The sequence below is a fragment of the Mycobacterium sp. SP-6446 genome, assembly GCF_001954045.1.
Lineage (GTDB): Bacteria > Actinomycetota > Actinomycetes > Mycobacteriales > Mycobacteriaceae > Mycobacterium.
In genome coordinates, this window is sequence record NZ_MBEM01000136.1 from 25,293 (window position 1) to 44,874 (window position 19,582).

The 19,582-nt window shown below is 66.8% G+C and carries 15 protein-coding genes; 11 read left to right on the forward strand and 4 right to left on the reverse strand.

All coding sequences use genetic code 11. The annotated features are described in order from the left end of the window. Positions 1 to 208 precede the first annotated feature (208 nt). From A5736_RS11805 to proB, 5 genes are all read left to right on the forward strand, one after another. The gene (locus tag A5736_RS11805) at positions 209 to 2,992 is read left to right on the forward strand and encodes an Rne/Rng family ribonuclease (RefSeq protein WP_076246325.1); all 2,784 of its coding nucleotides are present in this window, start codon (positions 209 to 211) and stop codon (positions 2,990 to 2,992) included. 188 nt (positions 2,993 to 3,180) lie between these two features. Continuing rightward, positions 3,181 to 3,492, forward strand: a complete 312-nt coding sequence (gene rplU, locus A5736_RS11810) for a 50S ribosomal protein L21 (protein WP_076064380.1) — start codon at positions 3,181 to 3,183, stop codon at positions 3,490 to 3,492. 14 nt (positions 3,493 to 3,506) lie between these two features. After that, complete coding sequence (gene rpmA, locus A5736_RS11815) at positions 3,507 to 3,773, forward strand: 50S ribosomal protein L27 (RefSeq protein ID WP_076128676.1); 267 nt, start codon at positions 3,507 to 3,509, stop codon at positions 3,771 to 3,773. 42 nt (positions 3,774 to 3,815) lie between these two features. Further along, positions 3,816 to 5,267 carry a GTPase ObgE gene (obgE, locus tag A5736_RS11820; RefSeq protein WP_076246327.1) on the forward strand — a complete coding sequence of 484 codons (1,452 nt, stop codon included), beginning with the start codon at positions 3,816 to 3,818 and terminating at the stop codon, positions 5,265 to 5,267. After that, complete coding sequence (gene proB, locus A5736_RS11825; RefSeq protein WP_076246328.1) at positions 5,264 to 6,367, forward strand: glutamate 5-kinase; 1,104 nt, start codon at positions 5,264 to 5,266, stop codon at positions 6,365 to 6,367. Before obgE ends, proB begins: the two co-directional genes overlap by 4 nt. 1 nt (position 6,368) lies before the next feature. On the opposite strand, the gene A5736_RS11830 is transcribed toward proB, so the two are convergent. Then, positions 6,369 to 7,019, reverse strand: a complete 651-nt coding sequence (locus tag A5736_RS11830) for a TetR/AcrR family transcriptional regulator (RefSeq protein WP_076246330.1) — start codon at positions 7,017 to 7,019, stop codon at positions 6,369 to 6,371. Positions 7,020 to 7,112: 93 nt separating this feature from the next. Here A5736_RS11830 and A5736_RS11835 point away from each other — a divergent pair, with 93 nt between their 5' ends. Then, positions 7,113 to 8,372 (forward strand): cytochrome P450, encoded by a 1,260-nt coding sequence (locus A5736_RS11835; RefSeq protein ID WP_076246331.1) that lies wholly within the window; start codon positions 7,113 to 7,115, stop codon positions 8,370 to 8,372. 77 nt (positions 8,373 to 8,449) lie between these two features. Here the strand turns inward: A5736_RS11835 and A5736_RS11840 are convergent, their stop codons facing one another. Beyond that, positions 8,450 to 9,304: an NAD-dependent deacetylase gene (locus A5736_RS11840; protein WP_076246333.1), complete on the reverse strand. Its 855-nt coding sequence runs from the start codon at positions 9,302 to 9,304 to the stop codon at positions 8,450 to 8,452. Between the two features lie 145 nt (positions 9,305 to 9,449). On the opposite strand from A5736_RS11840, the gene A5736_RS11845 reads away from it, so the two are divergent. Then, the gene (locus A5736_RS11845; protein WP_076246364.1) at positions 9,450 to 10,955 is read left to right on the forward strand and encodes an NAD(P)/FAD-dependent oxidoreductase; all 1,506 of its coding nucleotides are present in this window, start codon (positions 9,450 to 9,452) and stop codon (positions 10,953 to 10,955) included. Between the two features lie 35 nt (positions 10,956 to 10,990). On the opposite strand, the gene A5736_RS11850 is transcribed toward A5736_RS11845, so the two are convergent. Next, positions 10,991 to 11,530: a cysteine hydrolase family protein gene (locus tag A5736_RS11850; RefSeq protein ID WP_076246334.1), complete on the reverse strand. Its 540-nt coding sequence runs from the start codon at positions 11,528 to 11,530 to the stop codon at positions 10,991 to 10,993. A 58-nt stretch (positions 11,531 to 11,588) separates the two neighbouring features. On the opposite strand from A5736_RS11850, the gene A5736_RS11855 reads away from it, so the two are divergent. Continuing rightward, the gene (locus A5736_RS11855) at positions 11,589 to 13,631 is read left to right on the forward strand and encodes an NAD(+) synthase (protein WP_076128321.1); all 2,043 of its coding nucleotides are present in this window, start codon (positions 11,589 to 11,591) and stop codon (positions 13,629 to 13,631) included. Here the strand turns inward: A5736_RS11855 and A5736_RS11860 are convergent. Continuing rightward, entirely contained in the window at positions 13,628 to 14,494 is an 867-nt protein-coding gene (locus tag A5736_RS11860; protein WP_076246336.1) for a ribokinase, read from the reverse strand. The two genes, A5736_RS11855 and A5736_RS11860, sit on opposite strands and share 4 nt — an antisense overlap. 126 nt (positions 14,495 to 14,620) lie before the next feature. Between A5736_RS11860 and A5736_RS11865 the strand changes: the two genes are divergently transcribed. The 3 genes from A5736_RS11865 to A5736_RS11875 all read left to right on the forward strand — a co-directional run bounded on the left by A5736_RS11865 (position 14,621) and on the right by A5736_RS11875 (position 19,558). Then, complete coding sequence (locus tag A5736_RS11865) at positions 14,621 to 16,840, forward strand: adenylate/guanylate cyclase domain-containing protein (RefSeq protein ID WP_076246365.1); 2,220 nt, start codon at positions 14,621 to 14,623, stop codon at positions 16,838 to 16,840. Then, entirely contained in the window at positions 16,840 to 18,243 is a 1,404-nt protein-coding gene (locus A5736_RS11870) for a mechanosensitive ion channel domain-containing protein (protein WP_076246337.1), read from the forward strand. Before A5736_RS11865 ends, A5736_RS11870 begins: the two co-directional genes overlap by 1 nt. A 67-nt stretch (positions 18,244 to 18,310) precedes the next feature. Continuing rightward, positions 18,311 to 19,558, forward strand: coding sequence for a glutamate-5-semialdehyde dehydrogenase (locus A5736_RS11875; RefSeq protein WP_076246339.1), 1,248 nt, complete (start codon positions 18,311 to 18,313; stop codon positions 19,556 to 19,558). The last annotated feature ends 24 nt before the right edge of the window (positions 19,559 to 19,582 follow it).

The window sequence follows — 19,582 nt, forward strand, 5'->3', positions numbered from 1 at the left end:
GAATGAAGACTTAGACAAGCGCGACCATCGCGAACCCGTGGTGTTGCGCGGCATGTCAGGCCGACATTCAGCACGGCGCCGAGCGAGTTCTTACCTGAGCCGCCCGGGGCGAGACCATCACAAGTCCGGGGGAAGTGGACCCGGGCCCATAGCGAAGCCCTCGCGTGGCCGCGTCGAAAGGACGCGCCCGGGGGCTTGAGGAGACTACGTGGTAAACGGTGCACCACCTTCAGACCCATCACACGAGCCGATCCAGCACGAGGAACTGCCGGAAAGCTTAAAAGTCCATTCGCTGGCACGAACGCTGGGAACCACCAGCAAGCAGGTGCTGGACGCGCTCAACGCGCTGGATGGACGGATCCGTAGCGCCCATTCGACCGTGGACCGCGACGACGCGATCCGGGTCCGCGATCTGCTGGCCGCCGCCCAACCGGAGGCCACGGCGTCCGCCGCGGTCGGCGAACCGGCGGAGGAGCCCGAATCCCGGCTGATGCTGCAGAGCTCAGATCCCGTGGACCGGCCGCACTACATGCCGCTGTTTGTCGCGCCGCAACCGATTGAGCGGGGTGACGACGACAGGAGCGCCGACGACGCTGCCGACTCCGACGACTCCGACGCGGACGACGACGAGGACGATCAGGCCGACCGGCCCGCCAACCGGCGCCGGCGCCGCGGCCGCCGGGGCCGTGGGCGTGGCCGGGGCGAACAGGGTGGGTCCGACAACCAGTCCGACAGGGACTCTTCCGACTCCGACTCGGACGACGACGACCAGGACTCCGACGACTCCGACGACGACAACATCGGCGACGACGAGAACGGCTCGTCCGAGGCGGGCAACCGGCGCCGCCGGCGCCGCCGGCGCCGCAAGTCGGGTTCGGGCGACGACAATGACGACGGACCGTCACCCGACGATCCGCCCAACACCGTCGTACACGAGCGGGCCCCACGCTCCGGCAAGGCCGACGACAACGACTCCAACGGCTCGTCCGGCACCGAGATCAAGGGCATCAACGGCTCGACTCGACTCGAGGCCAAGCGGCAACGACGCCGCGACGGCCGCGATGCCGGGCGCCGCCGCCCGCCGGTGCTGACCGAGGCGGAATTCCTGGCGCGACGCGAGGCCGTCGAACGCATGATGGTGGTGCGCGACCGGGTCCGCACCGAACCGCCGCACCCGGGCGCGCGCTACACGCAGATCGCGGTGCTCGAGGACGGCATCGTCGTCGAGCACTTCGTCACCTCGGCCGCCTCGGCGTCCCTGGTGGGCAACATCTACCTCGGAATCGTGCAGAACGTGTTGCCGTCGATGGAGGCGGCCTTCGTCGACATCGGCCGCGGCCGCAACGGCGTGCTCTACGCCGGAGAGGTCAATTGGGAAGCCGCGGGACTGGGTGGCGCCGACCGGAAGATCGAGCAAGCGCTCAAGCCCGGCGACTATGTCGTCGTCCAGGTCAGCAAGGACCCCGTCGGACACAAGGGCGCACGGCTGACCACGCAGGTGTCGCTGGCGGGCCGCTACCTGGTTTACGTGCCGGGCGCGTCGTCGACCGGGATCAGCCGCAAGCTGCCCGACACCGAACGCCAGCGACTGAAGGAGATCTTGCGGGAGGTGGTGCCGTCGAACGCCGGCGTGATCATCCGTACCGCGTCGGAAGGCGTCAAGGAAGAGGACATCCGCAAGGACGTCACCCGCTTGCAGGAGCGCTGGGAGCAGATCGAGGCCAAGGCGACCGAGATCAAGGGAAAGGCGGCCGGCGCCGCGGTGGCGCTCTACGAAGAGCCCGATGTCTTGGTCAAGGTCATCCGCGACCTGTTCAACGAGGATTTCGCCGGGCTCATCGTCTCCGGCGACGAGGCGTGGAACACGATCAATGAGTACGTGAATTCCGTTGCCCCGGAACTTGTTTCGAAGCTCACCAAGTATGAGCCCGCCACCGGGCCGGACGATTCGCCCGGACCGGATGTGTTCGCGGTGCACCGCATCGACGAGCAACTGGCCAAGGCGCTGGACCGCAAGGTGTGGCTGCCGTCGGGCGGCACGCTGGTCATCGACCGGACCGAGGCGATGACCGTGATCGACGTCAACACCGGGAAGTTCACCGGGTCCGGGGGCAACCTCGAGCAGACGGTCACCAAGAACAACCTCGAGGCGGCCGAGGAGATCGTCCGCCAGCTGCGGCTGCGTGACATCGGCGGCATCGTGGTCATCGACTTCATCGACATGGTGCTGGAGTCCAACCGCGACCTGGTGCTGCGCCGGCTCACCGAGTCGCTGGCCCGCGACCGCACCCGCCACCAGGTGTCCGAGGTGACCTCGCTGGGCCTCGTGCAACTGACCCGCAAGCGATTGGGAACCGGGCTGATCGAGGCGTTCACCACGCCCTGTCCGAACTGCGCCGGGCGCGGGCTCCTGGTGCACGGCGACCCGGTCGATTCGGCCCCCACGAGCGGGCGCAAGTCCGAGTCCGGCGGTCGGCGCGGCAAGCGGTCGAAGAAGAGTCGATCCGATGAGCCCGCGGTGGCCAAGGTGCCCGCACACGCTCCCGGCGAGCACCCGATGTTCAAAGCGATGGCGGCCGGCCGCGGCGACGGCGAAACCGGCGAATCCGACGAGGACACGGAAACCACCACCGATATCGACGAGCGGACCGAGGAAAAGGTTCCCGCCGACCTCGAGGACGCCGACCGGGCTGAGTTCGAGGACTCCGACGAGGACGTCGAGGACATCGACGAGACCGACGAGGCCGACGAGGCCGACGAGGACTCCGACGACGACGATGAGGACGAGCTCGACGACGAGGATCTCGATGATGAGGACCTCGACGACGATGACGAGGATCTCGACCTCGACGACGAGGACTTGGACGTCGAGGATTCCGACGACGACTCCGACGCCGAGACGGGCGGGGGGGAACCCGGGCTGGTCGCGGGACGCCCGCGCCGGCGCCGCGCGGCGGGTAGGCCGGCCGGCCCGCCCATCCACGTGGACTGACCCCGGTCAGGCGAGCCGGTTTGACCCTGTAGCCGCTGGTCACGTACCCTTGGACAGTTGTCGTCAGGCCTGCCGGGCCGACGACAGCGGGAGAGATGAGGCCCGCGCGCCAGCCTCCCGTGACCCAGACCCACCACGCGCACGCAACCGGTGACGCGTGCCCACGAGTAAACAGAGGTGCACCCACGATGGCGACCTACGCAATCGTCAAGACCGGCGGCAAGCAGTACAAGGTCGCCGTCGGAGACGTAGTCAAGGTCGAGAAGCTCGACTCCGAGCCGGGCGCCAAGGTCTCGCTGCCGGTCGCGCTCGTCGTCGACGGCGCCAAGGTCACCAGCGACGCCGCCGCGCTGGCCAAGGTCGCGGTGACCGGTGAGGTGCTCGAGCACACCAAGGGCCCCAAGATCCGCATCCACAAGTTCAAGAACAAGACCGGCTACCACAAGCGTCAGGGACATCGTCAGCAGCTGACGGTCCTGAAGGTCACCGGGATCAAGTAGCGGAGGCGACAGATATGGCACACAAGAAGGGCGCATCGAGCTCGCGCAACGGTCGCGATTCGGCCGCGCAGCGGCTGGGCGTCAAGCGGTTCGGTGGCCAGGTCGTCAAGGCCGGCGAAATCATCGTCCGCCAGCGCGGCACGAAGTTTCACCCCGGCGCCAACGTGGGCCGCGGCGGTGACGACACGTTGTTCGCAACGGCGGCCGGTGCGGTCGTGTTCGGCGTCAAGCGCGGCCGCAAGACCGTCAACATCGTCGCGGCCGGGCAGACCACCGACTGAGGTCGCCGCGCCCGTGCATGCGGGTAGCTGAGAGGACCGCCGATGCCTCGGTTTGTCGATCGAGTCGTCATCCACGCGCGGGCGGGTTCCGGCGGTAACGGCTGCGCGTCGGTCCACCGGGAGAAATTCAAGCCGCTGGGCGGACCCGACGGCGGCAACGGCGGCCGCGGCGGCAGCATCGTCCTGATCGTCGACCCGCAGGTGCACACCCTGCTGGACTTTCATTTCCATCCCCACGTCACCGCGCCGTCGGGCAAGCAGGGGATGGGCAACAACCGCGACGGCGCCGCCGGCTCCGACCTGGAAGTCAAGGTGCCCGACGGCACCGTCGTGCTGGACGAAAACGGGCGGCTGCTCGCCGACCTGGTGGGGGCGGGCACCCGCTTCGAGGCCGCCGCCGGTGGCCGCGGCGGCCTGGGTAACGCCGCACTCGCCTCGCGCGCCCGCAAGGCCCCGGGCTTCGCGCTACTCGGCGAGCCCGGCCAGGCCCGCGACCTCACCCTCGAACTCAAAACCGTCGCGGACGTCGGCTTGGTCGGATTCCCGTCCGCCGGAAAGTCCTCGCTGGTGTCGGTGATCTCGGCGGCCAAGCCCAAGGTGGCCGACTACCCGTTCACCACGCTGGTTCCCAACCTGGGCGTGGTCTCCGCCGGCGAGCACGCATTCACCGTCGCCGACGTGCCGGGCCTGATACCGGGCGCATCGCAGGGCCGCGGTCTGGGCCTGGATTTCCTCCGGCACATCGAACGCTGCGCGGTGCTCGTTCACGTCGTCGATTGCGCGACCGCGGAACCTGGTCGCGACCCCGTCTCCGACATCGACGCGCTGGAGGCCGAGCTCGCGGCGTATACGCCCACGCTGCAAGGGGATCCGGCGCTGGTCGACCTCTCCGAACGACCGCGGGCGGTGGTGCTCAACAAGATCGACGTGCCGGAGGCTCGTGAGCTAGCCGAGTTCGTCCGCGACGACGTCGCCGCGCGCGGCTGGCCGGTATTCCTGGTATCAACGGCAACCCGGGAAGGGTTGCAGCCGTTGATCTTTGGGCTCTGGTCGATGATCTCGGAGTACAACGCATCGCGACCGGCGCCGGTAGTGCGGCGCCCGGTGATCCGCCCGGTGCCGGTGGACGACAGCGGCTTCACCGTCGAGCCCGACGGGCACGGCGGTTTCACCGTCACCGGCGCGCGCCCTGAGCGGTGGGTGGGTCAAACGAATTTCGACAACGACGAGGCGGTCGGCTATCTCGCCGACCGGCTGGCACGCCTCGGTGTCGAGGAGGAGCTGCTGCGGCTGGGCGCGCAGCCGGGATGCGCGGTGACCATCGGCGAGATGACGTTCGACTGGGAGCCGCAAACCCCGGCCGGTCAACAGGTCGCGCTGTCAGGCCGCGGCACCGATGCGCGGCTGGAACGCACCGAACGGGTGGGCGCCGCGGAGCGCAAGGCCGCCCGACGCCAGCGGCGCGAGCACGGTCCCGAAGGTGGGGCCTCGTGAGCGCGCAGCGAGAAGCCATCCGGACCGCCCGCAGTCTGGTCGTCAAGGTGGGGACGAACGCACTGACCACGCCGTCGGGAGTGTTCGACGCCGGGCGGTTGGCCGGACTGGCCGACGCGATCGAGGCGCGCATGAAGGCGGGCACCGACGTCGTCATCGTGTCCTCCGGCGCCATCGCCGCCGGCATCGATCCGCTCGGATTGGCCCGTCGCCCAAAGGATTTGGCGACCAAACAGGCGGCCGCCAGCGTCGGGCAGGTTGCACTGGTGAATTCCTGGAGCGCGGCGTTCGCGCGCTACGGCCGCACGGTCGGACAGGTGCTTTTGACCGCGCACGACATTTCCATCCGCGCCTCGCACACCAACGCGCAGCGCACTCTGGATCGGTTGCGCGCGCTGCATGCGGTGGCGATCGTCAACGAGAACGACACGGTGGCCACCAACGAGATCCGGTTCGGCGACAACGATCGGCTCTCGGCGCTGGTGGCCCACCTGGTCGGCGCCGAGGCCTTGGTGCTGCTCTCCGACATCGACGGCCTCTACGAATCCGATCCCCGCAAGGTGCCGGGGGCGCGCTTCATTCCCGAGGTGGCGGGGTCGGCGGACCTGGACGGCGTGGTCGCCGGCCCGGGCAGCCACCTGGGCACCGGGGGGATGGCGTCGAAGGTGTCGTCGGCGCTGCTGGCCGCCGACGCGGGGGTTCCGGTGCTGCTGGCCGCGGCGACCGACGCCGCGACGGCGCTCACCGACGCCTCGACCGGAACCGTGTTCGCCGCGCGTCCCGCCCGGATGTCGGCCCGCCGATTCTGGGTGCGCTATGCCGCGGAGTCGACCGGCACGCTGAGCCTCGACGAGGGGGCGGTGCGCGCGGTGGCGCACCAACGCCGCTCGCTGCTGGCCGCGGGTATCACCTCGGTGTCGGGCCGGTTCTACGCCGGGGATGTCGTCGAGTTGCACGGACCGGACGCGACCATGGTGGCCCGCGGGGTGGTCGCCTACGACGCGGCCGAACTCGCCACCATGATGGGCAGGTCCACGTCCGACCTACCCGGCGAGCTGCGCCGCCCCGCGGTGCACGCCGACGATTTGGTGACCGTCTAGCTCATTTTGCTGGCATGGGCGTGAGATACAATGCACCCCAAATGATTTCGGTCAAGGTCGCGGCCAGGTCCGTGTCGTAGGAGGCCGGGGCGCTCGGAAGATTCTGCTGGCACGCCCGTTCGACCATCCACGTCAGCGCGCTCGCCGCCGTGGCGGCGGACAGCTCGCGCCGGATAGAGCCGTCGGCCTGGCCGTCTTCGATGACACGGGCCAACCGCCCGGTGATCGCGGTCAGCAGATTGCGATAGGTAGCGCCGACCAAGGGGTCGTACGCGGCCATCTCGTTCAGTGCGACGAGCACCGGTTGATGACGGCGATAGCTTTCGATGATGGCGGAAATCCCCGCGCGCACGTCGTCGGGATCGTGCCGCCCCGCCACGCTCCACCACCGTTCGGCGCCCTCCGCGAGGTCCGCGAATACCTGCCCGGCGAGCCGGCGCAGCAGGTGGCCCTTGTCCTCGAAGTAGATGTAGAAGCTCGCCCGCGACATGCTCGCCTCGGTCGCTAGTCGGTCCACGCTGAGCTCGGTGAAGCTGGCGCCGTCGCGCATCAGCCGCTCGGTCGCATCGAGCAGCCGGCGCTCCATCTGCTCGCGCCGCTGCTGGCGCGTGTGCTCGCGCCTGGCCTGCGGCTTTCGGGTGACCGACGGCATTTACCGAGCATAGCCGACTGTTCGACATATTGACTAGACAAAGTGTCTAGGCATATCGTCGTTGAACGGCTTTCGGTTCGTTGGAGGATCCCCATGACGGCTACGCCTGCCATTGCCCGCGCCTACGACACCATCGATCTGTCCTCCCGTGCGTTTTGGTCCACCACCGCGGCGGACCGGGAGCGCTCGTTCGCCGTGTTGCGGGCCGAGCGTCCGGTGAGCTGGCATCCGCCGGTCGAGGACGCCCTAATGCCCGATCCCGACGATCCCGGCTACTGGGCCGTCACCCGGCGCGCGGACATCGTCACGGTCAGCCGCAACAACGAGGCGTTCCTGTCCGGCAAGGGCGTGATGTTCGAGAGCATCCCGGTCGAGCTGCTCGAAGCGTCGCAGTCGTTCCTCGCAATGGACCCGCCGCGGCACACGAAGCTGCGGAAGTTGGTCAGCGCCGCGTTCACCCCGCGGCAGGTCCGTCGCATCGAGGATTCGATCCAAGCGAACGCCAAGACCATCGTCGAAGAACTGCGTGCGGCCGGCAGCGGCGCAGATTTCGTCGACCTCTGCGCCAAGGAATTGCCCATCCGCACGCTGTCGGACATGGTCGGGATCCCGGAATCCGAGCGTGAGCACATGGCCCGCGCCACCGATGCCATGGTGTCGTGGGCCGACCCGGACTTCCTCGACGGCCGCACCCCGATGGAGGTGTTGTTCGAGAACCAGATCTACGTGCATCAGGTGGCCGGCGCGCTTGCCGCCGAGCGCCGTGAGCATCCCGGTGACGACCTGATCAGCGGCCTGGTGCACGCCGAGGTGGACGGCGATCGGCTTTCCGATGCCGACGTGGCCGCATTCTTCGTGTTGCTTTCCGTGGCGGCCAACGACACCACCCGCCAGACCACGAGCCATGCCATGAAGGCACTCACCGACTTCGGAGACCAGAGGGCATGGCTGCTCGAGGATTTCGATAACCGGATCGGCACCGCGGTCGAGGAATTCGTCCGTTGGGCCTCGCCCGTGATGACCTTCCGCCGCACGGCCGCAACGGATTTCGAGCTGGGCGGCCAGACCATCCTGGCGGGGGAGAAGGTGGTCATGTTCTATCCGTCCGGCAACTGGGACACCGAGGTCTTCGACCGCCCCGAGCGGTTGGACCTGAGCCGCAGCCCCAACCCGCACGTCGGCTTCGGCGGCGGCGGAGTGCACTTCTGCCTCGGGGCTCATGTGGCCCGCGCGCAGCTGCGCGCCATCTTCGGCGAGCTGCTCCGGCAGCTGCCCGACATCCAGGCGGGCGATCCGAACTACGTGGCAGGCAATTTCATCCACGCCGTGCGCAGCATGCCCTGCACCTTCTGATCGTTTGCAAGAGTTCGTCGAGGCCCCACGCCGAGCCTGTAAATCTGCAGACCCTCACTCGAACTTCTTCTGCAGATTTACAGGCTCGGCGCTAACAGCGTCCCTCCTAGTTCCCGCCCTAGTTCGGAGGCCAGCAGCGTCAGCAGTTCCGAGCACCCGCCGTCGACCTTGACGGTGGCTAGGTCGTCGCCGCGGGTGGGGCCGCGGTTGACGATCGCGACCGGTATGCCCAGTGCGGCGGCGTGCCGCACGAACCGGTAGCCGGAGAACACCGTCAGCGACGAGCCCACGACCAGTAGCACCTCGGCGTGATCGACCACCGAGTAAGCCTGGGCGACAGTATCTTTGGGCACGCTCTCGCCGAAGTAGACGATGTCCGGCTTGAGCATGCCGGCGCAGCGCGGGCAGTCGAGGTAGCGGAACGACGCGGTATCGGCGACAACGGCGTCGGCGTCGGGCGCCACCGCCAACCCGCCGATGGCTTCGGCGCGCTCGATGAATCCGGGGTTGAGCGCCTCGAGTCGTTCGGCTAGCGCGGCACGGCTCATGGTGTAGCCGCAGCTCAGGCAGATCACCTGGGCGTAGGTGCCGTGCAAGTTGACCACGTTCACGCTGCCGGCCTTGGTGTGCAGCAGGTCGACGTTCTGGGTGATGACTCCGGTCACCACGCCGGCGCGTTGCAGCGCGGCCAACGCGCGGTGCCCGGCGTTGGGCTGCGTGTCATCCATATGCCGCCAGCCGACATGGTTGCGCGCCCAGTATCGCTGCCGGAACACCGGATCCGACCTGAACTGGCCGATGGTCATGGGATTGCTCGGCGGCGAGTCGGGACCACGGTAGTCGGGAATGCCCGAGTCGGTGGATATCCCCGCGCCCGTGAGCACCGCGACCCGGCGTCCCGCCAACAGCGCGACCAGCTCGGGAGCGTCCACGGCTCAAGGGTAACCACCCTGCGCGAGCGTGCGCGTCTGTACACCGACACGCTGCCAGCGCCGGCATTCTGCTGACCCTCGCGGCGGTGGGTCAGCCACGACGGGATGATGGCGTCGATACTGACCTCGGCTTATGGTGGGTGACATGGGTCCGAATGTCGCCGAGTACTTCGACGTACTGATCATCGGCGCTGGATTCTCGGGCATCGGTGCTGCCTACCGCATACACGAGCGCAACCCGCAGCTGAGCTATGCGGTCCTCGAACGGCGCGCGCGAGTCGGCGGAACGTGGGACCTGTTCCGTTATCCGGGCGTGCGTTCCGACAGCGATATCTACACGCTGTGCTTTCCGTGGGAGCCCTGGACACGGCCCGAGATGATCGTCGACGGTGACCATATCTGGGAGTATCTGGACGAGACGGCGCGCAAGCATCACATCGACGAGCACATCCGATTCGACACGTACGTGCGTTCGGCCGACTGGAGCTCCGACACCGACACCTGGACGGTGCAGACCGGGCGGGACGGCGCCGAAAAGACGTACCGATGCCGATTTCTGTTCTTCGGGACCGGCTATTACGACTATGACTGCCCCTATAACCCGACGTTCCCAGGTATTACGGACTTCGCCGGAGAGGTGATCCACCCGCAACACTGGCCAGAATCATTCGAATATGCCGGTCAGCGGATCGTGGTCATCGGCAGCGGCGCTACGGCGGTCAGTCTGATCCCGTCGTTAGCCGAAAAAGCGGCGCACGTGACGATGCTGCAACGCACGCCGTCCTACATGATCTCGGCGGTGAAGAAGGAGCCGACGGCGATTGCGCTGCGGAAAGCGTTGCCGCTGCGGGTCGCTCACTGGATCGTTCGGTGGCGCAACGCATTCGTCGCCCAGCTGATGTGGGTTGTCGCGCGCAAGACGCCCGAATTCAGCAAGCGGGCGCTGCGCCGCATCGCGGAGCGCAATCTGCCCGCTGGCTATCCGATCGACACCCACTTCAAGCCGCCGTACGACCCGTGGGATCAGCGCTTGTGCTTCATCGTGGAGGGTGACCTGTACAAGGTGATCAGTGACGGCAAGGTGGAGGTGGTGACCGACCACATCGATCATTTGGACGCCACCGGCATCGCGCTGAAGTCGGGGCGGCGAATCGAAGCCGACATCGTTATCACGGCGACCGGGCTGCAGTTGCAAGCGCTGGGCGGCGTCACCGTCAGCGTCGACGGAGAGAAGATCGATCCCCACGAGCACTTCCTGTACAGGCGACACATGCTCGAGGATGTTCCGAACATGGCCTGGAGCTTTGGTTACATCAACGCGTCCTGGACGTTGGGCGCCGACCTGACTGCACGGTCCGTCGCAAATCTATTGGCGTACATGAACTCTCGCGGTTACACCCATGCATATCCGCACCTGGGCGACACGGAGATGCCTGAGCAGCCGACGTTCCATCTGGAATCGGGTTACGTGAAGCGTGGTCGACATGTGCACCCGAAATCCGGCACGCGTCGGCCGTGGAAGGTGAGCCACAACTTTTTGAGTGACGTGCTCAGCAGGCGCTTCGAGCGCATCGAGGACTCAATGGTCTTCGGCCGTGCCCCGGCCGAACGCCGGCAGCCGCTCAGCGCGCCACACTCCGCCAGTGGATGAGTCTCGACGGGTGATAGGCCATTCCGGCGGCGGGCTCAGCCGAGGCAGTCGGCCGCGGTGGTGAGTTCGGCGGACATGTTCTGCTCCATCATCTTCAGCGCCGCCGCGCCCAGGTCGGCGTCGATGTGGGCGACGGCGTCGGTGGGAATCACCACCTGGAAGTGCCGCACGTAGGCATCGAGCGCGCTGTAGAGGATGCACTGCTCGGTGACCTGGCCGGTCAGGATCAACCGCTCGGTCTCGAGGCGGCCGAGCAGATAGGCCAGCGCCGTGGCGTAGAACGCGCTGTGCCGGACCTTGGTCATGACGCGGCAATCCCCGGACGGCACGATCGGTTTCACCAGATCGGGCTGCGCGCCGTCGAGCGCGGCGCGAACGATGTCGGAGAACTGGGCGGTGAAATCGCCGTAGTTGTCGTTCACGTACACCAGGTCGACGTCGTCGGATTCGCGTGCGCGCCGGACCAAATCGGCCAGCGGGTCGATGATCTTGCCCACATTGGGTACTAGATCTTCAGCATCGGGATGCTGATAGGTGTTCATCATGTCGATGACGACGACGGCGGTGTCGCTCATCTGTTGGGGATACCCGGCGCGTGCTTATTGACACCGGCCAGGCGACAATGGAAGGGCGATGGACTTTTACAACTGCTATAGCCAGGGGTTTGTCCGGGTCGCCGCGTGCACACACCACACCACGATCGGCGATCCGGCGGCCAACGCCGAGTCGGTCTTGCGGTTGGCGCGCGAGTGCCATGACGACGGCGTGGCCCTGGCCGTCTTCCCGGAGCTGACGCTGTCCGGTTACTCCATCGAAGACATCGTGCTGCAGGACCTCTTGCTCGACGACGTCGAAGCCGCCGTGTCCGACCTCGTTGCCGCCTCGGCCGATCTATTGCCGGTGCTGGTGGTCGGCGCCCCGCTGCGTTACGGGCAGCGCATCTACAACACCGCCGTCGTCATCCACCGGGGCGCGGTGCTTGGGGTGGCGCCCAAGTCGTACCTGCCGACCTACCGGGAGTTCTACGAGCGTCGCCAGATCTCGCCTGGAGACGACGAGCGCGGCGTCATCCGGTTCGGCGACATTGAGGCTCCGTTCGGTCCCGATCTGCTGTTCGCCGCTTCCGACCTGCCCGACCTCGTGTTGCACGTCGAAATCTGCGAGGACATGTTCGTGCCGATCCCGCCCAGTGCGGAGGCGGCGCTGGCCGGTGCGACGGTGCTGGCGAACCTGTCCGGTAGTCCGATCACGATCGGGCGCGCCGAGGACCGCTGCCTGCTGGCCCGCTCGGCGTCGTCGCGTTGCCTGGCCGCCTACGTCTACGCCGCCGCGGGGGAGGGCGAATCCACCACCGACCTGGCCTGGGACGGCCAGACCATGATCTGGGAGAACGGCGTGCAGCTCGCCTCGTCCGAGCGGTTCCCCAAGGGGGAGCGACGGTCGGTGGCCGACGTCGACACCGGACTGCTTCGCGCCGAGCGGATGCGGATGGGGACGTTCGACGACAACCGCCGTCACCATCGCGCGTCGGCGGAATCGTTCCGCCGCATCGGGTTCAAGCTGGACCCGCCGGCCGGCGACATCGGGCTGCGGCGCGAGGTCGAGCGCTTTCCGTTCGTGCCGGCCGATCCGGAACGGCTGCAACAGGATTGCTATGAGGCGTACAACATCCAGGTCGCGGGGCTGGAACAGCGGCTGCGTGCCCTGAACTACCCGAAGGTCGTGATCGGGATTTCCGGTGGGCTGGATTCCACTCATGCGCTGATCGTCGCCGCGCGGGCGATGGACCGCGAAGAGCGGCCACGCAGCGACATTCTGGCGTTCACGCTGCCCGGCTTCGCCACTGGAGATCGCACCAAGCGCAATGCGATCGAGCTGTGCCGCGCGCTTGGTGTCACCTTCTCCGAGATCGACATCCGCGACACCGCGGCGCTGATGCTCAAGGAGATGGATCACCCGTTCTCGCGCGGCGAGAAGGTCTACGACGTCACCTTCGAGAACGTGCAGGCCGGACTGCGCACCGACTACCTGTTCCGGCTGGCCAACCAGCGCGGCGGCATCGTGCTGGGCACAGGCGATCTCTCCGAGCTCGGCCTGGGCTGGTCGACATACGGTGTCGGCGATCAGATGTCGCATTACAACGTCAACGGCGGCGTGCCCAAGACCCTGATCCAGCACCTGATCCGCTGGGTCATCTCGTCGGGGCAATTCGAATCTGACGTGTGCGAGGTGCTGCAGTCGGTGCTCGACACCGAGATCACCCCGGAACTCGTGCCCAGCGGTGAAGAGGAGGAGCTGCAGAGCAGCGAGGCGAAGGTCGGTCCGTTTGCCCTGCAAGACTTTTCACTGTTCCACGTGTTGCGCTTCGGATTCCGTCCGTCGAAGATCGCGTTTCTGGCTTGGCATGCGTGGAGCGACCCCGAGCGTGGGACCTGGCCGGCGGGATTCCCCGAGGACAAGAGGCCGTCCTATTCGCTCAAGGAGATCAGGCACTGGCTGGGCGTCTTCGTGCAGCGGTTCTACTCTTTCAGTCAGTTCAAGCGCTCGGCATTGCCCAACGGCCCCAAGGTGTCTCACGGCGGAGCGCTGTCACCGCGCGGGGATTGGCGTGCTCCGTCGGACATGTCCGCGCGCATCTGGCTCGACGAGATCGAGCGCGAAGTCCCCGAGGACTAGCGCAGCGCGGCCTCGATCGCCGCGGCATCCGGTGCGCAGTCGCCGGCGCCGGGTACCTGTGTCGACAGCGCCGCCGCGGCACAGGCGCGCTGCAGCGCGCGCAGCCGCTCGGCTCGCACGCCCGAGTTGCGTGGCCAGCACGCGGCCAGTACTCCCGCGAAGACGTCGCCGGCACCGGTGGTGTCCACCGCTTTGACGGCCGGGGCGGGTACGCAGAACTCGTCGTCGGCGCTGACGCAGTTCGCTCCGCGCGCACCCAAGGTGGTCACCAAGTGGGTTGGGCGCCAAGGCCATTCGTCGGCTTCGGCTTCGTTGGCGATCACCACGTCCGCGACGGAGGCCAGCTCGGCCAGCGAGCTCTGGTCCTGGCCGGCCGGTGAGGCATTGACCATGACGACGGCTCCTGCCGATCGCCCCGCACGAGCGGCGGCCACCGCCGTCGGAACCGGAATTTCCAACTGGGTCAACAACACCTCGCAACCGGTGATCACCGAGACTGCGGTGGCGGCCAACGTCAGCCGTCCGTTAGCACCCGGTGCCACCACGATGGTGTTCTCGGCGCCGGCGTCGACGACGATGATCGCAGTCCCGCTCGGTCCGGGTATCGCGATGGTGCCGTCGAGCCCAACCCCATTGACCGAGAGGTGCGCCCGCAACTGTTCGGCGGCCGGATCGTCACCGAGGGCGCCGACGAATTGCACGCTTGCGCCGGCACGAGCGGCGGCCACCGCTTGGTTGCCGCCCTTGCCGCCGGGCGCGTAGGTCAACGACGACGCCAACACGGTCTCGCCGGGCCGGGGCAGGGCATTGACGTCGAACGTCAGGTCCATGTTCACGCTGCCGACGACACAAACGCGTGCCATTCCACCGACGTTAGTCGCGTCCGTCCCGCGTTTCGACGTTGAACGCTTAGTGCAAACGCCAATTTCTTGAGTTTCGCGCGCTAGTCTGCTGCGTTAGCGATGCCGAATCCAGAAAGGCGGAAGGCATTGACGTCTAGCGAGCTGAAAGACACCGAGCCGGCCCTCGACACGGCGACGGAAACCGCGCCGGAATCCGCCCCGGCCCAAAAGACCCCCTGGGGCGCGCGGCGGCCGTTTGTGTGGCGCCGTTTCCGGTTCGGCATCCAGTCCAAGATCTTGGTGGCGATGCTGCTCGCGGGCATCCTCGGCGTCGCGGTGATCGGTCTCATCGGGGCCTTGACCGGCCGCGGCGCGTTGCGGCAGGTGGAGGCCGAGCGGCTGATCGAATTGCGCGAGTCGCAGCGGCGCCAGATGGAGGCGCTGTTTCGGGAAGTGACGAATTCGCTGGTCGTCTACAGCGGCGGATTCAGCATCAACGAGGAAACGGCGGCGCTTACCGCGGGCTTTAACCAATTGGCCAACGCCACGATCACTCCCGCGCAGCAGCAGGAACTCGTCAATTACTACGACACTCAAATGATTCAGCCGATCAAACGCACGACCGGCGGCACGATCGACGTCAACGCGGTGCTGCCGAGTTCGCCCTCGCAGAAATACCTTCAGGCGCACTACACCGCACCGCCCCGGCCGACCGCCGATTCGCTGCCAGTGCCCGATGCCGGCGACGGCAGCGCATGGACGGCGGCCAATGCCCGCTTCGACTTCTACCTCCGAGACATCGTCACCCGCTTCGAATATAAGGACGCGCTGCTGATCGACCTCCAGGGCAACGTCGTGTACAGCGTCATGAAAGGCCCCGACCTCGGGACCAACATCCTGACCGGCCCGTATCGCGAATCAAACCTGCGCGAAGCGTACGAAAAAGCCTTGCGCTCCAACGACCTAGAGTTCGTCTGGATCACCGACTTCCAGCCCTATCAGCCGCAGCTCGACGCGCCGACCGCGTGGGTGGTGTCGCCCGTGGGCATGAACGGCAAGATCGACGGCGTGATGGCGCTGCCGCTGCCGATCTCGAAGATCAACCAGATCATGACCGCCAACAAACATTGGCAAGCCGCCGGCATGGGCCCGTCGACCGAGACGTATCTGGCCGGCCCCGACAACTTGATGCGTTCCGATTCGCGGCTTTTCCTGGAGGACCCGCAAGAGTACCGGCGCGAGGCCATTGCCGCCGGCACCCCGCCCGACGTCGTGGACCGGGCGATCCGGTTGGGCGGCACGACGCTGGTGCAGCCGGTCGGAAGCGCCGGTCTGCGCGCCGCCGAACGCGGGGAAACTGGAGTCGTCACCGGCACCGATTACACCGGCAACCGGGAATTGGAAGCCTACGCTCCGCTGGACATTCCCAACTCCGATCTGCACTGGTCGATCCTGGCAACGCGCGACGACTCCGACGCCTTCGCGCGGCTGGGCCACTTCAGTAAGACCCTCGTCATTGCGGTCACCACGCTGGTTTTCGTCATCTGCGTGGCGTCGATGTTCATCGCCCAGGCGGCGGTGCGACCGGTCCGGCGCCTCGAGGAGGGCACGCGAAAGATCAGCTCCGGCGACTACGACATCAACATTCCGGCACGGGGACACGACGAAATCGGTGAGCTCACTGCGGCTTTCAATGAAATGAGTCGCAATCTTGCGATCAAGGAAGAGCTGCTCAACGAGCAACGCAACGAAAACAATCGCCTGCTGCTGACGCTGATGCCCGAGTCGGTTGTCCAGCGCTATCGCGATGGTGAGGCGACCATCGCGCAGAAGCATCAGGACGTCGCGATCATCTTTGCCGACATTGTCGGGGTTGATGAGCTGTCCAACGATCTTGCGGGCCATGAATTGGTCGGCATCGTCGAAGATCTGTTCCGCCAGTTTGATTCGGCGGCCGAAACCCTTGGCGTGGAACGGATCCGCACGTTCCACAACAGCTACCTGGCCACCTGCGGTGTGATCACCCCGCGATTGGACAGCATTCACCGAAGCGTGGACTTCGCCGTCGAAATGCGTCGCATCATCGATCGGTTCAACAGCCAGACCGGTCACGAGCTTGGCCTTCGGGTCGGCATCAACACTGGCAACGTGATCAGCGGACTGGTCGGCGGCTCGAGCCTGGTCTACGACATGTGGGGGGCCGCGGTAAGCCTGGCCTACCAAATGCACAGGGGCGCACCCCAACCCGGCATCTACGTCAGCTCCCAGGTGTACGAAGCGATGCGAGACGTGCGCCAGTTCACGCCCGCCGGCACGATTTCGGTCGGTGGAACCGACCAACCGATGTACCGCCTCTCGGAGCGATGATGAACACGTTTCACTCCTCGTGGTTCTACTGGTCGATCGGTATCGCGGTCGGATTTCCGCTCGGGCTGATCATTCTTACCGAGCTGCAGCAAACGCTCGCCCGCCGGCACAGCCACCTGGCCAGGCAAGTAAGCCTGCTGCGTAACTACTTGCTGCCGCTGGGCGCGCTGCTGCTGTTGCTCGTCAAGGCTTCGCAGATCCCGGCCGGAGAAGTCCCCGTGCGGATGCTCACCACGCTGTTCGGCTTCCTGGTGCTGGTGCTGCTGCTGTCCGGGCTCAACGCCACCGTTTTCGCGGCCGCGCCCGAAGAGAGCTGGCGCAAACGCCTGCCCGCGATCTTCCTCGATGTCGCACGCTTCGCCCTGATCGGTGTGGGCCTGGTGCTGATCCTGTCGTATATCTGGGGTGTCCGGATCGGCGGGTTGTTCACGGCGCTGGGTGTGACGTCGGTCGTCATCGGCCTGATGTTGCAAAACTCCGTCGGCCAGATCGTCTCGGGCTTGTTCATGCTGTTCGAGCAGCCCTTCCGGATCAACGACTGGCTGGACACCGGGACGGTGCGCGGCCGTGTCATCGAAGTGAACTGGCGCGCCGTGCACATCGACACCGGCAGCGGGATGCGGATCACGCCCAATGCGGTGCTGGCCACAACGGCGTTCACGAACCTCAGCCGCCCGCCCGGCTCCCACAAATTGGCGATCACGACCACATTTTCGGTCGCGGACCCGCCCGACCGCGTTTGCGCGATGCTGTCGCGGGTCGCACTCGGGCTACCGCAGCTGATGAGCGACAGCGTGCCGCGTTCGGTGCCGATCGGCGGCGGCGAATACCGAACGACCATCCGGTTGGGCTCACCGGCCGACGACGGCGCCGCGCGAACGACGTTTCTGCGCTGGATCTGGTACGCCGCACGGCGGGAAGAGCTGCACCTCGACAACTGCGACGACGACTACTCGACCATCGAGCGTGTGGAGAAAGCGGTGCGCACCGTGGTGGCACCGGCGTTGCGGCTCAACACCGACGAGCAGCGCTCGCTGTATTCCTCCGCCAGGCTCGTCCGGTACGGCGCCGACGAAACCGTCGAATACGTCGGCCAGGTGCCCGACGGGATGACGTTCTTGGTCGCGGGGCGCGTTCAGCTCATCGCGACCGCCGACGACGGGTCGGTGGTGCCGATCAGCACGCTCGTCGAGGGCTCGTTCCTCGGGTTGACGGCGCTGACCCGGCAACCGAACACCGCGAGCGCGTACGCGCTCGAGGAAGTGACCGCGTTGGAGATCGATCGCGAACATCTCGCGCATCTCGTCATGCGTGAACCGTTGCTACTACAGAACTTTGGCCACATCCTCGAAGAACGCCAAAGCAAGGTACGCCAAGCCCGGCGCGGTGAGCGTGTCGCGTGAGCGGCGCCACCGGGCGCGGACCTGGGGCAGCCAAACTCACCCAGGTAACGACCGATACCCTGGTTAAATGAGTCTGCAAGCACCGTCGCTTCCCGACTTGCGCCGAGAAGTCCACGATGCCGCCCGCCGCGCCCGGGTCGCTTCGCGTGTCCTGGCGTTGTTGCCGACGGTAGCCAAGGACCAGGCGCTCGAGTCCGCCGCCGCGGCGATAACCGCCCACGTCGATCTGATCCTGGCCGCAAACGCGGAGGATATCGAGGCCGCCCGGGCCGCGGGCACACCGGCCGCCATGCTCGACCGGCTGGCCTTGGACTCCAAGCGTGTCGACGGGATCGCCGCTGGCCTGCGCCAGGTCGCGGGGCTGCCGGACCCGGTGGGCGAGGTGCTGCGCGGCTACACACTGCCCAACGGGCTGCAGCTGCGCCAGCAGCGAGTTCCGCTGGGCGTGGTCGGCATGATCTACGAGGGCCGGCCCAACGTCACCGTCGACGCATTCGGTCTGGCGCTCAAATCCGGCAACGCCGTGTTGCTGCGCGGAAGCTCCTCGGCGGCGAGGTCGAACCAGGTCCTTGTCGAGGTGCTGCGGGCTTCGCTGGTGAGCGAGGACCTGCCCGCCGACTCCGTTCAGCTGCTTTCGGCTACGGACCGGTCCACCGTGACGCACCTGATTCAGGCCCGCGGCCTGGTCGACGTGGTGATTCCGCGCGGGGGAGCCGGCCTGATCGACGCCGTGGTCCGCGACGCGCAGGTGCCCACGATCGAGACCGGTGTCGGCAACTGTCATGTCTACGTGCACGAAGGCGCCGACCTGGAGCTGGCGGAACGGATCTTGCTGAACTCCAAGACCCGGCGGCCCAGTGTCTGCAATGCCGCCGAGACGCTGCTGGTGGACGCCGCGATCGCCGCGGAGGCCGTGCCGCGGCTGGTGGCCGCGCTGCAAGACGCCGGGGTGACGGTGCATCTCGACCCCGACGAGGAGAACCTGCGGCGCGAATACCTCTCGATGGACATCGCGGTCGCGGTGGTCGGCGGCGTCGACGCCGCGATCGCTCACATCAACGAATACGGCACCGGCCACACCGAGGCCATCGTGACCACCAATATGGCTGCTGCACAACGGTTTACCGACGGCGTCGATTCCGCGGCGGTGATGGTCAACGCGTCGACGGCGTTCACCGACGGCGAGCAGTTCGGTTTTGGCGCCGAGATCGGCATCTCCACTCAGAAGCTGCATGCCCGCGGGCCGATGGGATTGCCGGAATTGACCTCGACCAAATGGATCGCGTGGGGAGACGGCCACGTCCGTCCGGCCTGACGGCCAGTGCTTTAGGAGAACTGA

Excerpts from the sequence above, each read along its gene's own strand:
- A5736_RS11875 (WP_076246339.1), top strand. The coding sequence starts at position 18,311 with ATGAGTCTGCAAGCACCGTCGCTTCCCGACTTGCGCCGAGAAGTCCAC.
- rpmA (WP_076128676.1), top strand. The coding sequence starts at position 3,507 with ATGGCACACAAGAAGGGCGCATCGAGCTCGCGCAACGGTCGCGATTCG.
- A5736_RS11845 (WP_076246364.1), top strand. The coding sequence starts at position 9,450 with ATGGGTCCGAATGTCGCCGAGTACTTCGACGTACTGATCATCGGCGCT.
- A5736_RS11860 (WP_076246336.1), bottom strand. The coding sequence starts at position 14,494 with ATGGCACGCGTTTGTGTCGTCGGCAGCGTGAACATGGACCTGACGTTC.
- A5736_RS11870 (WP_076246337.1), top strand. The coding sequence starts at position 16,840 with ATGAACACGTTTCACTCCTCGTGGTTCTACTGGTCGATCGGTATCGCG.
- obgE (WP_076246327.1), top strand. The coding sequence starts at position 3,816 with ATGCCTCGGTTTGTCGATCGAGTCGTCATCCACGCGCGGGCGGGTTCC.
- A5736_RS11850 (WP_076246334.1), bottom strand. The coding sequence starts at position 11,530 with ATGAGCGACACCGCCGTCGTCGTCATCGACATGATGAACACCTATCAG.
- A5736_RS11855 (WP_076128321.1), top strand. The coding sequence starts at position 11,589 with ATGGACTTTTACAACTGCTATAGCCAGGGGTTTGTCCGGGTCGCCGCG.
- A5736_RS11830 (WP_076246330.1), bottom strand. The coding sequence starts at position 7,019 with ATGCCGTCGGTCACCCGAAAGCCGCAGGCCAGGCGCGAGCACACGCGC.
- rplU (WP_076064380.1), top strand. The coding sequence starts at position 3,181 with ATGGCGACCTACGCAATCGTCAAGACCGGCGGCAAGCAGTACAAGGTC.
- A5736_RS11835 (WP_076246331.1), top strand. The coding sequence starts at position 7,113 with ATGACGGCTACGCCTGCCATTGCCCGCGCCTACGACACCATCGATCTG.